The following is a 12658-nucleotide window of genomic DNA, read 5'->3' as shown; positions in this document are numbered from 1 at the left end:
GGACTATCCATCTATGGCTAGTATTTTTTATTATTAAATCGTAAACGGGTGGAGTGGAAGTGCCAAATTAATCATTAGCTTCGTGCAACATGATTTTCTTTTTAGATATAGACGGTGTCATGGTACATGCCAATCCACATAGGTATGTAGAGCAGGCAACTGATGACTTCTATGTATTCAGTAGTGCTGCTGTAGAGATATTTAATACAATATTCATTGCAAAGGAAGATCAGGTGATCCTCTCCACCTCGCACCGTGCTAGATATACAATAGCAAAATGGAAAAAGATATTTCTTGATAGGGATATTCGAATTGATTCACTTCAACTGTTGGATAATACTGAACAACATTTGATTGATCACTATACGCGAAAGATTGAAGACTATACTCAATAGGTAATTTCCTATTAATAGTTGTCGCATTGATTATAAGTCAATCAGAGAAAAACTGGAAAGCTGGATAATCTTTCAATTTGATAAAGTCAAATCTGTAGTAACAATTCCAATAGCTTATTATTCTACTTCGGATCGCCCTTTCATATAATGTGTTTTCAGTAAAGAATTCTTTGATCCAACTCTTTTGCTGCGGGGTAATGCATGCAATAATGGTCAAATGGATTTCCATAACATACTCACCTAATAGCTGCACTACATATGGAATGCTTTCCGAGGGAAAAAGATTCATTAGTTTCGCTATTGCTATTTCACGAATGTACCCATCATGATGACGGGTCATGAGACCTAGTTCCTCAAAATCCTTCATCGTTTCAACGTCATTTTTCGTTGTGGATCTATATATCCGATATGGAAATTGATTAACTTTTCCCTGCCATAGGACGTCGATTTGTTCCATTCTCATTGTTGTTTTTTGTTCATATCTCTATAACAAGGTTCTTATTAAACCCATTATAAGGTTCATTGATATAGCCGTGTGGATTGCATATAATTTCAGTGTTACCGATTTTATAATTTACGGGAGTATGTATATGACCATGAATCCAGTAGGAGGGTTGATGCTTTAAGATAAAGGCTTCCATATCCGAGACGTAGGCGGCGCTGATCGGATCGTCCAAATACTTCTTTGGTAAGGATCGCATGCTCGGAGCATGATGCGTCACTACGATGTTATGTTTTGCTTCGCTGACACTAAGACTTTCCATCAGCCATTGTCTCGAAGTTTGGTGGATTCTAAACGTATCGATGCTTCTTAATTTTACATAATTGTCACCTAATCTGATCTTCTTATAATCATTCATACGGCTTTGACATAGCGATCCATATGCAGCAGGATTGCCCTTTAACGAAAAATCAGTCCAGAGTGTGCAGCCATGGAAACAAACGAGGTTGATCTCCAAAGATTCATTTTCCAGCACATGGATGTTTGAATTGCTTGCAGCGTCTTTGATTTTATATAGTGTTTTCGGATATGCGCCCTTATAATACTCATGATTTCCCAGCACATAGATGATCGGTATATCCAATGAAAGTGATTTGAGCCAGCTGATCCCTTTTACCCCTAGATCCGTATCTCCAGCCAATACAAGTACGTCTGCTAATTTCAGATTGATATCGTTGTATCCAAATTCTCTATGCAGGTCGCTAATAATATGGATTTTCATCTTTGTCTTTTTGTATATCCTTATCTAATTTTATTTCACCATTACTAAATGACAGGGGATATGTATAGCCGCATTTTACAGCACGTCCATCTTGATATCCCGGTTTCCAGGGACTAGATTTTCTAATTAATTCAATTAATGCTTCACCTGTATGATAACCAATATCTTTGGTTATCTGAAAATTACTGAGCCGTCCATTTTTCTCAATCGTAAAATTGATAATCAGTTTGCCATTTACTTTTGCTTTCTTGGCAGCAGTTGGTATCTTATAATTTTTAACAATCCAATTTTTAAACCCGTTTGTACCATAAGGTGGCTCAGGAAATATTTCAATCATGTGAGGAGAAATATCCGCTATTGAGTCATCCAAAACAAGGGACTGACCAACAGCTTGCGATAAGATGCTTATCGATACAATACACATAAATGATAACTTGTGAACCCAAAAAAATCCCATTGTATTAATATATATAACTAAGCAACTAATTTACATATCTAATTTGTATCTTGATGCAACATCTTTAATCTAGTTATAAGGAAAGTATTGAACGATTATGTCACTTTCATAAACGATTTCAAATATCAGTTCTCTCCAAATATGGATGAATTTGAACAAAAGAGCAGTCGAAATCGCTCGGGACAAATTGGTGGATTCAATTACCAGTTTCATGGTGCGGGCTGCCGTTTAGAGAAAGACGGTATAGTATGTGAATTTGACTTTATGCCAACCAATGAATATCCCATAAAATTTTCTTTATGGAAAATGAGCGAATTTATTTTGACCAACAAGGTATATGGAATAGATAAATTAGAGGAATCGGAATTACATGAGGTACTACATACACTGGTTGAAGATGGGACTCTTGTCAAATTGGTATTAGGTGGCGTGATTTCGGAAATATACCAAATTTAACGCAAAATTCTATTTTCGGATATACTCCTTAGGTATAGGATGTTTTTTCAGAAAATCAATAGCATCTTCGTTTTTTTTCTTAAAAAATGAAGATGTATTATAAATATTTTGGCGATCTTGAGCCGTCATATCATGATTATTTTTATCTTTTTTATTCGTATTTGTGCTCATGTTTTAAACCTCCTGATACAAAGTTCGTTATTATTTTTTAAATATAAAAAACGCATCATAATTTTTACCTCTCTCAAAGGATTCCCACTTGTCTTTATAATAGGCTTTCACTTCAAATATTTCTTGAATATCTTCCCAGAATTCCGCTATTCCCATTTGATACAATCTCGTTCTGGATGCCGTACTACCTTTTGCCATTACGATGACTTGAGGATGTTTATGAATAAAGTCTAAGACAGCTCTAGCTACAGTAGTAAGGACCTTTTTTGTATCTAAATTATTTGATGTTGTTAGATCACTTATCTCTTTTGTACTAGGATCAAAATCTCCAAATCCAAGATTATATATGTTTTCCTCAATACTGATCTGTTGAAACTGAATTACTTTTCTTATGTTGCCTTTTGGGCCTATACTGAAAAATTCGTAATAGTGTATGTCAGGCGTTTTTTCAAAACTATAATACTCCTCATGCATAAAAAATTGGTTATTTATCCAAATAGGTTTGGTAATCCTGTTACTCTGGACTGGTACAAAAATACACAATTTCTCGGAAAGCTAAAAACACGCAACTTTATTCATCATAAAAGTTTCCGCTTTGCGTCCTCAAATTCGGCTTGTGTAAGTATTCTTTTTTCCATCAATCCATGTAATCGCTCTATTTCAGTAGCAGCATCCTTTTGGGGAATGGGGGAGTTAGGCACATAATTATGAACGATGAGCTGCGAAAAATATATACGGTTATATTTCAAATCAAAACTCTCTTTATTCATGGAGAGAAAAACGATAAAGTCAATCAAAGCGATAAATGCGGGTATAAGCGTCCAGCAGAAAAGGAGATAAAGGAAGCATAATCCGGTCTGCCCTAGGTAAAATCTATGTGCACCAAATCCTCCAAGGAAATGAAAATGTATTATCTTTTCGATTTAGGGAAACTAAAAATCGTGTTAATGCCCGAGGAACATTAACTTATGTCAAAGGAAATCCTGATAAACTAGTTTTAAAACTTATATTAGCGGAAGGTGGGGGAATGATAAGTATAGATGGTAAAGGTGGTCAATATAAACTTCACGTTCCGAATAATATTGAGTTGAAAAGAGTAAAATAAAAAACAATGTACAGTGCGTGATTAATATTTGCGCAATTTCAGATTAACACAATAGCTAAAACGCTTCTCTCTGTAAATCAGATGGAAGCGTTTTTTATTTAAGTATTCACTTTATTGTCTCAATAAAGCTGCTAACTAAATCTGTTACGATTTCCCGCAACCAATCCTACTTTCAAACCAATACCTTAGCCTTACAGTTTATAAAAATCTTGAAGTTAATAGCTGTAAGCCTATCAATTCAGCATACCAATTCCAACATTCCAATAGCTGCCAATGTTGACATCGGCACCATTGTCTTTAGCGATATAGGAGCGCGCTATGTGGTTGCTCTACCAGCTATGAGGAAGATGCAAGAGATGTACAAGCGTATCATAGAAAATTCCAAGTAACATGTCCACGCAATTTGTGTAATGCTAATATCGCGCTATGAGAGGCTTCATCCATCCAATGGCATATAAAAAATTTGAACCCTAAATATCTTTGTCATACACAATATTACTAATATTATTAGTAATATTGTAAAATGAAACCACTAGAGATCTTTTGCCGAAATCGGGTGATGCACGCTCAAATTACCGTGCATGATAAAAGCATGGGCATGAAAGATTATCATCTCTATAACAAAAATGGTCTTGCTTTTTATGTTTTCAGGAAATTTCAGGGCGTGTGGCAATTGGCATATGGTGTACTTGCTGATGACATCAAGGAAGCGTGCATTGATGCGCTTATACATCGCTTTGATACGGATGTGCCTGAGTTATTTTATCATCATGGAAAACGTCGGGTAGTGGAAGTTCGGGCCATGAAATACAGCCTTTGGCATATTTATCTCAATAATGCTTATGTTGGAAGTATTCAATATTACACCTTCACTAAGCAGTTCAATTACCACCTTGATGACAATTGCTTATTGACAGATGATCACGTGCAAAAATATATAGCCATGATCCAACGTGGGGAATTAAAGTGGATAAAGGACGATATTCGATGAAAAACGATATAAAAGGAATAAAAAAACCTTGAGTCTGGGAGGATCTCAAGGCTTACTAATTACTACCTATTTTTGAAAAGTACTATTAATACAATATCAAATCCTGTTTGGTTTTAAAAAATAAATATTTCTAGATGTTCAGAATGAAGTATCAGCGGTCTAAAGGTTTTCTATTACCGGATACCTAACTATAGATGATCTAAGCAGTAAAAAATATTTCACTTTGACGGATCAGGTGTGGATGATCATGGAAGAACTTTTTAACAAAAGACGGTTGTCCTTATCCAAGAGTGGGTTGATTTGGAGAATTCGTGAGGCTGAAAATAATATTCGATGAAGTAAAATAGCATTTCAGAATGCAATTATTATCAAGTGGCAAGTTTTGAACAACATTTTCAGCGAAATGAACAACTATCATCTCAAAATAATTTACGATCTTTACACTAGATGAATGCCCAAAGCCGGTTAACATCTAGCTCAAGCGGACATCTAGCCAAAACTGCCCCCCCTTAACGGTTATAAGGGGGGCTTTTTTTTGTTTAATTATTTATCTTGATTTCTTATTAGAACTGAAAGATTATCAGTTACGGTTTCCCGTACCATAGCACCTTTCAAACTCATACCTTAGCCTTACAAATTGTAATCATCTTGAAAATTAATATTTACAAACATATTAATTCAGCATAAATAATGTATATTAGACTTGGGTATTAACCTTGCCCTTTTGAAAAGTAACAAACCATGATAGTAACCAGTACTAATTCCAGCCTTCCAATAGCAGCCAATGTTGTCATCGGCACCAATATCTTTAGTGATATCGGAGCAAGCTATGTCGATTTCTTTGGAGGTCGCTCTACCAGCTATGAGAAGAAGATGCAGGAAATGTACAAGCGTGTCACCGAAACGCTCAAGCAGCGTGCACAGGCAATTCGTGCTGCTGCTATTATTGGGCTTAGTGTAGATATCGTCGAAATCTAAGGAAAGGGGAGTAAACTGTTTATGATTACTGCGGGGGGAGAGGTCAGTGACTGGAATTTTTTAGTTTTGGATGTAGCTAGCTAGGGGAAGATTACAGAAAGTTACTAACTAGTATTGACAAAAATTGAATTAAAAGCTTAAGAAAGGAATAACTATTCAAAATTCATGACCTTACCATATTTCCGAAGTTTGGCTTTATTCGCTTGAAGAGCGGTATGTTGTATTATAAAGCAATATTTTTTTTAAATTTTAGGTAATTGCCACTTTTTGATACTATATTTATAATATTATTTTATAGAAAAGTCATTTGTGCAGCGATGAATTGAATAATGTTCTCTTTCAAATATTATTAAGCTTGTATTAATTTGTTTGTAAGTTTGTTATTCATTTTCTTCTTAATTTTATAGGATAACATTTTTTCTTTATTGTATTTTTTTTATTTAACCTATTTAACCTAATTTTATGAGTAACCACATGAGAAAAGGCATTTTATTAATTTCAGTTATTTTATGCGCCTTGATTATTAAGGGACAGAACAAAGATTTTATACCTCCTTCTCCCGAAGTTAACCGATTGGTTGAATTTCACAAAATTAAGGCGAATGAATTTCAAGGGCTTCCTGATTACTCAGTGCCCCTATACGAAATTAACTCGGGAAAACTCAGGTCTGCAATTTCTCTTTTTTACTACTATACGGGGTTTAAGCCCCATGAAACTTACAGTAGGGTAGGACTGGGCTGGGGATTAAAGGCAGGAGGTAGTGTTTCGCGTGTCATTCGGGGAATTGCAGATGAAAGACCCTCTGGTAAATTGAAATTGAGCAGTACAATAAATTCGATAGCAGATCTTAATAGCCAGACTGTACTACAAGAGTATTACCAACTGAGAAAAGCTGTAGACGGTGAGGCTGATACTGAACCTGATGTATTTACTTATTCGCTTGGTGATAGATCCGATAGCTTTATCCTCCGTAGGGTAAATAACAGCGTCCAGGTTGTTACACTCTCGGGTGATACACTTATAAAAATTATTCCGCTAATTGATGTAACTAATTCTACGATTAGTGGATTAAATGGGTTTAAGATTATTGATCAGGATGGAACCAGTTATGATTTTGGTGAGGGAAGTGAAATTGAGAGGTATATGTATTCTTCAAATGGGGAGCCGACGACCTGGTTGCTGAACCGTATGGTCGATTACAATAAGATCGATACAATATCATTTGAGTACGAGCAAAACCCGAGACTCATCACTAGTGATGACAGCTATCTAGCTAGCGACCGAGTATACAACGCAACTCCTAGTACTTGTGTACCTATTTTTGATTACAACAACTCAACCAATAGTCAAATAAGTTATTATTATACAAAATATCTCAAGCAGATCAAATTTAGGGGGGGGGCAGTTGATTTTGTCTATAATAATATTAATCTTCAGAATGTAATTGTAAAAAATATGTTCCAGGAAGTTGTTTATAATTCCACTCTTTCTTATATGCCGCTTTCAACCAACCATCCGCACAGTAAATTGGAACAAATTAAGTTTTTGGATAATTCGACTTTTAAGTTTACTTATCTTTCCTGCCCAGATAATTATGATTTTAGAAGTTCGACCGGTTACAGGAGGGACTGGTATGGCTATTATTCTGGGTTGGGAAATTTTATTAACGAATCTTACGATGGCAATGGTAATGTAATGACCAATAGGAGACAACCCTCGCCGTTATTTACGAGTTCTTTTGCACTATCTACTATAGAGCTTCCGACGAAAGGTTTATATAATTTTGTCTGGGAGCAGAACAAAGTCTTGAAAAATGGAGTGTTGGATAATTATTATGGTATCCGTTTGAAGCAGATCAAATATAGTTCAGAAGATAGTCCAGCTATTATAGAAGAATTTAGATACGGTCTGAACGAAAATGGTGCGGGTGAACTGGCTGTCAGTATTAGTGATAGAGATCTGGAGACCTTCAAACTTGTTTTTACAGCAAATGAGCCCCACACATCTTGGAACTATGGAAATAGTTTTCCAGTGGATCTATATATGCCAATATCAAGTAATTACCCACGAAATATATATTACAGAAATGTAGCAAAATATATCGTCAATACTGTTACTGGGAAAAATATTCGGGAAACCTATGAATTCGAATTTCCTCTTATTTTTATGAATACTCAAAAAAAGAGTTATTTATCAAGGTATTGGCCACTTATCCCTGAGCCGGGATTTGAAAGCGTTCCGGGTTTCCCCGTTTTTGATGATTTGATTGGTAATGAATTCAACATTGCCCAACTGAAGAGAAAGAATATTTTTGATTTCAGGAATGGTCAGTACGTTCTAATCGGTTCTGAGAAGAATATCTACCGTAAAATTAATAAACAGCAGCTACAATATTTTAAAGCTGTTCGGATGGCTGAATATAAGAGAATCTTGGTCAACGGCCCGGTACTAAGTATTGAATACGAACCTCAGCTGGTTTCTGGGCTCGGCTTGAATGTTGCGGGAGCCTGTGTTACTTTCAAAGTGCCACCAATTATTTATAAACCCCTAACGATTGATATTGCGACTACAGTTCTTGATCAGTCTTTGAAAGTTGAATATTATGGGGCGGACAGTATAGTTAACCAGGCAAAGTATGAATATATAGGACCTAGATTGCAGAGTTCCATTTCCTCGGAAGTGGAAGAATATTCGACTTCCAGATTTCTTAAGACAAAAACGACTGTTTATGCAATAAAAAACTATTCCCAGTATCCCTTGCTTGTTACGGATAATGCTATCCAAACCAATTATGGACAACTATTATCTCAGTTTAACCAAAGTAATTTTTATCCGAGTCTTGCTGAGAGCAAATTTACCTTTGTGAATGATGGTACCGAAGTTAGAATGCGCTCGGTTAATAATTCCCAGGTAACGGAATACGGATACTTCAACAGTTCTAAAGTTTATCCAAAATATATTTACCAGGTATCAGATGTGGCAAATTCAATGACAAATGAATACCATGTGAAAAGAAATGGAACAACCGAATTTACAGTTTATGATAAATATGGAAATCCTGTAGAGATCAAGGAGCAGGACGGCAGACTTACAACCTACATTTGGGGCTACAAAGGAAAATATCCCATTGCAAAGATAGATAACACAAGTTACTCTCAGGTTTTTGCCATCATTGGACAGTCAACAATTGATCAGCTCAATTCTAGTAATATTTCTGATAACCTTGTTATGAACGTTCTAAAATTACTCAGGTCACAGCTTTCAAATGTAGAGATTACTGGTTTTACATACAAGCATTTGGTCGGGGTGACTGGAATAATTGATAACAATCTAAAGAAAAAAGAATTCCGTTATGACAGCTCTGGCCGTTTGGAAGGTATGGTTAATTTTGAGGGAAGTTGGTTGGAGCAATACAAATACAATTACAAGCATTAATTATGAAAAAGATTTGGATATCAATAATGCTTTTGGGAATGGCAAAACAGGCTACTTCACAACAGGTCGATTTAAAGCTCAGTTCTTATGGAGGACAGCCTACTATAACTGCTATCTCGAGTATTACCCTTCAGAACGGTTTTGTTATTCCTACAGGAAGCAATGTACGGCTATATATATCAAATACGGTCAATGTTGGTAGTTTGCCAAGTAACACTCAAAATTACATACTTACAAGGAAATTTAAAAAGGAGGGCGTCAATCTACTTAATATTGATAATGAAAGAAGTATTTTTGAAGAGAACCAGACTATTTCATATTTTGATGGACTGGGGAGACTGATTCAAAAAATAGATTTAAAGGCGAGCCCAGCCTATCGTGACGTAGTAAGTTATAAGGAGTACGACGAATACGGAAGGGAAAGCAAATTATATGAGCCTTATGCCGACAACCTTAGTAATGATGGTAGTTTTAAGACGAATGTAAAGCAACAGCAATTGGATTTTTATTCGGCTACAACAGGTTGGGATGATTCTACTCCCAAAACAACCAAACCTTTTTCAGTGATTTCTTTTGATCTCTCGGCTTTCGGCCGCACCTTAGAGCAGGGCGCAGTCGGAGAGCATTGGCAACCTTTCAGCTCGGAAATTGCGAATTCCGGCCATACCGTAAAGAAGTCCTATGAAAATAATATTGAGAATGAGGTGAAGTTTTGGTTTCCCTCAGTTGGAGGTGCAGATGGCACCGAATACTATTTACGTGGTAGATTAAAGAAAAATATTACTAAAGATGAGAACTGGATCGCGGGAAAGCAGGGTACTATCGAAAACTTTATTGATGATAATGGCCAAACGGTCTTAAAACGGATCTGGGAAACCGAAACAAAGAAACTGGACACATATTATGTATACGATGATTTCGGGGCTCTGAGCTATGTTATCCCTCCTGGATTCACTGGCAACACAATAGACGAAAACACAACGGATTTCTTTGAACTCATTTATGCTTATCGGTATGATGACAAAAGAAGACTAGTGGAGAAGAAGATGCCCGGAAAGGGGTGGGAGTATTTGATCTACAACCGCGGCGACAGAGTCATATTGACTCAGGATGCTAATCAACGGAGCGCTAAGAAGTGGTCTTATATAAAGTATGATGCTTTTGGTAAGGTTGTATCTTCCGGAATTTATACAAATTCGATAATTAACCAAACGACAAGAGTTCAAGTGCAGGCATTGGCTGATGCAGTCTCTGTACAGTATGAAAGCAGAAATGGGGCCACAACTTATACGAATGCGAGTTTTCCCAGTACTCTTTCACAGCTTCAGGAACTTATTGTAAATTATTATGACGACTATAAATTTAAACCCGTAACGACCCTTGCTGCAGGAAATGGAATAGATAGTACTTATTTGGTCAAGGGATTACTCACTGGGATAAAAGTAAGTAGGGAAGATGGAAGTTATCCACTGATGTCTGTTAACTATTATGATCGTTATGGACGGATCGTAGAAATTGTTGCGGATAACAATTTGTCAGGGGTTGACAGGACCGCTAATACTTATGATTTTACAGGAAAACTATTGACAAGTAATAGGCAACATAGTATCAACGGAACTAATTCGGTAACCAAGATATTGACCACTAATAATTACGATCACGTTGACCGGTTGGTGCAGATCAAAAAAAAGATCAATGAACAGGATGAGGTGATCCAGAGCAGGCTTGCCTATAATGAGATCGGTCAATTGAAGACCAAGTCCCTTCATAGTGAGAACGGTGGTGGCAACTTCATGACTAGCATTGGGTATACCTATAATGAACGTGGATGGCAGACCAAAGCAAGCTCAGCGCAGTTCACCTCGCAATTGAACTATAATGTCAATGGTACAACCGTGCTTGCTAATGCGCAGTATAATGGAAATATTGCGCAGCAAATGTGGGGCTATGCTGCTACCACAGGCAATACATTCACCTACGCTTACGATGCGCTCAACAGGTTGATGAGTGGAGTGAGTACAGGTACGGTGATGAGCGAGGTATTGACCTACGACGATATGGGCAATATCAAAACCCTTGTTCGTGACAATGGTACGGCGATTACGTACAACTATAACAATGCAAATAAGGGCAATAGGCTGGCCAGTCTTTCGGGCGGTTTGACCGGGGGATTTACCTATGACCTGAACGGAAATGCGACCAAGGACCGTACGGGGATGATCCTTAGCTACAATTATCTGAATCTTCCAAAAACAGTGAGCGGTACAGGTAAGAGCATTGCCTACACCTACGATGCATCTGGTGCCAAGCTTAACCGCAAATCTACGGTCGGCGGTATCACTACTGAGCAGGATTATATTAGCGGGATTGAATACATCAAAGCTAATGGAGCAAATCCAGTGATTGAACGTATCGCTACAGAGGATGGTTTTCTTTTGAACAGTTCAGGAAACTATAGTTACTATTATAACCTGACAGATCATCTAGGCAATGTGCGGGTGGTACTCAAGAAAGATGGTACGTCAACAGCACCTGTTGCTACAGTGATGCAGAAGCAGGATTACTATCCATTCGGTAAGACGAAATCTATTGCAACAAGTATCAATAATAAGTATCTTTATAATGGCAAGGAGATGCAGACCGACCTGAATGGTGGTACGCACACCTTGGGAGCTTCTTATGTACTGGAAGGACAGCTGGATTACGGGGCAAGGTTTTATGATGCTGAGATAGGGAGGTGGAATGTTTTGGATCCACTTCAAGAGGATGAATATTGGAGTGCATATGATGATACTTATGCTAAGGAACTTTCAAATTTGGGATATGATGTGGACCTTGCTGAAGGTAGAGTAAATGCAGGTAACTATTTTAGTTTATTAGGTCCACGCAATGTGATTACTGCTGATAATTCTGCGGTTCATTATAATTCAAGTCCTTATGCCTATGTATTGAACAATCCTCTTAGTTTTATTGATCCTATGGGACTTGATACAACTAAAACATTGCAAGAAGTTACGGTTACCGATTACAAAAAAATTAATCCTTGGGGACCTAGTTTGATTATGCTGGGGCAACCGGTTCTTCCGAAAGATGGAGTTATTGTTAAGTATTTTTACGGCCATGCACTTGCAGTAGGTAAGAACAAGAGTACCTCAGTTGCTTCTCTAGCTTCAAGAGTAACAGTACGAACAATTGAAAAAAAAGCAGGTGATAAAGTTGCAAAAGCTATAGGCAAGAAGACTGCTAGTTTAATTTTTAAGCGTTTGGGTGGATTATTAGGTAGAGCCATCCCTGTGGCTGGATGGGCGATAACATCAACTGATTTATGGGAATTTAGAAAAGAAATTGCAGCGGGCGCTAAAGCATTTAGTATGGGAGGAGGAGACTATTATAAACTTCAAGCGGATCCAAAGAATGGCTGGATGTATATAAAGTAAAGCATAACTA

13 protein-coding genes are annotated in these 12658 nt (G+C 37.0%); 7 read left to right on the top strand and 6 right to left on the bottom strand.

Translation table 11 applies throughout. The annotated features are described in order from the left end of the window. Window positions 1–89: 89 nt before the first annotated feature. A complete protein-coding gene (locus tag J2X77_RS08210) occupies window positions 90–395 on the top strand; it encodes an HAD domain-containing protein (protein ID WP_310080131.1) in 306 nt (101 codons plus the stop codon). Window positions 396–432: 37 nt separating this feature from the next. Here J2X77_RS08210 and J2X77_RS08205 read toward each other — a convergent pair whose 3' ends face one another. The 3 genes from J2X77_RS08205 to J2X77_RS08195 are packed head-to-tail and all read right to left on the bottom strand — an operon-like array spanning window position 433 to window position 2075. Further along, a complete protein-coding gene (locus J2X77_RS08205; protein ID WP_293938222.1) occupies window positions 433–852 on the bottom strand; it encodes a hypothetical protein in 420 nt (139 codons plus the stop codon). 19 nt (window positions 853–871) lie between these two features. Then, the gene (locus J2X77_RS08200) at window positions 872–1618 is read right to left on the bottom strand and encodes a metallophosphoesterase (protein WP_310080129.1); all 747 of its coding nucleotides are present in this window, start codon (window positions 1616–1618) and stop codon (window positions 872–874) included. Next, on the bottom strand, window positions 1599–2075 hold the full coding sequence (locus J2X77_RS08195) for an energy transducer TonB (protein WP_310080128.1): 477 nt from the start codon (window positions 2073–2075) through the stop codon (window positions 1599–1601). Before J2X77_RS08195 ends, J2X77_RS08200 begins: the two co-directional genes overlap by 20 nt. 87 nt (window positions 2076–2162) lie before the next feature. Here J2X77_RS08195 and J2X77_RS08190 point away from each other — a divergent pair, with 87 nt between their 5' ends. Next, window positions 2163–2531, top strand: coding sequence for a DUF6896 domain-containing protein (locus J2X77_RS08190; RefSeq protein ID WP_409050305.1), 369 nt, complete (start codon window positions 2163–2165; stop codon window positions 2529–2531). A gap of 9 nt (window positions 2532–2540) precedes the next feature. Here J2X77_RS08190 and J2X77_RS08185 read toward each other — a convergent pair whose 3' ends face one another. The 3 genes from J2X77_RS08185 to J2X77_RS23710 form a co-directional block, all read right to left on the bottom strand. Beyond that, window positions 2541–2702: a hypothetical protein gene (locus J2X77_RS08185; RefSeq protein WP_209581852.1), complete on the bottom strand. Its 162-nt coding sequence runs from the start codon at window positions 2700–2702 to the stop codon at window positions 2541–2543. A gap of 30 nt (window positions 2703–2732) precedes the next feature. Then, window positions 2733–3176, bottom strand: coding sequence for a DUF6934 family protein (locus J2X77_RS08180; RefSeq protein WP_310080126.1), 444 nt, complete (start codon window positions 3174–3176; stop codon window positions 2733–2735). A 104-nt stretch (window positions 3177–3280) separates the two neighbouring features. Then, window positions 3281–3613 (bottom strand): NINE protein, encoded by a 333-nt coding sequence (locus tag J2X77_RS23710; RefSeq protein ID WP_409050309.1) that lies wholly within the window; start codon window positions 3611–3613, stop codon window positions 3281–3283. Between J2X77_RS23710 and J2X77_RS08175 the strand changes: the two genes are divergently transcribed. The 5 genes from J2X77_RS08175 to J2X77_RS08155 all read left to right on the top strand — a co-directional run bounded on the left by J2X77_RS08175 (window position 3580) and on the right by J2X77_RS08155 (window position 12648). Then, window positions 3580–3807 (top strand): hypothetical protein, encoded by a 228-nt coding sequence (locus J2X77_RS08175; RefSeq protein WP_310080124.1) that lies wholly within the window; start codon window positions 3580–3582, stop codon window positions 3805–3807. The genes J2X77_RS23710 and J2X77_RS08175 overlap by 34 nt on opposite strands. A 523-nt stretch (window positions 3808–4330) precedes the next feature. Continuing rightward, window positions 4331–4798 carry a hypothetical protein gene (locus J2X77_RS08170; RefSeq protein WP_310080122.1) on the top strand — a complete coding sequence of 156 codons (468 nt, stop codon included), beginning with the start codon at window positions 4331–4333 and terminating at the stop codon, window positions 4796–4798. Window positions 4799–5539: 741 nt separating this feature from the next. Further along, a complete protein-coding gene (locus tag J2X77_RS08165) occupies window positions 5540–5776 on the top strand; it encodes a heavy metal-binding domain-containing protein (RefSeq protein ID WP_310080120.1) in 237 nt (78 codons plus the stop codon). Window positions 5777–6238: 462 nt separating this feature from the next. Further along, window positions 6239–9211, top strand: coding sequence for a hypothetical protein (locus tag J2X77_RS08160; protein ID WP_310080119.1), 2973 nt, complete (start codon window positions 6239–6241; stop codon window positions 9209–9211). 2 nt (window positions 9212–9213) lie between these two features. Further along, entirely contained in the window at window positions 9214–12648 is a 3435-nt protein-coding gene (locus J2X77_RS08155) for a DUF6443 domain-containing protein (RefSeq protein ID WP_209581912.1), read from the top strand. The last annotated feature ends 10 nt before the right edge of the window (window positions 12649–12658 follow it).

This window comes from Sphingobacterium sp. 2149, from assembly GCF_031455655.1.
In the GTDB taxonomy this organism is placed as follows: Bacteria; Bacteroidota; Bacteroidia; order Sphingobacteriales; family Sphingobacteriaceae; genus Sphingobacterium.
Note: the sequence above shows the minus strand (reverse complement) of the source record. Positions and strands in the feature narration are given on the sequence as shown.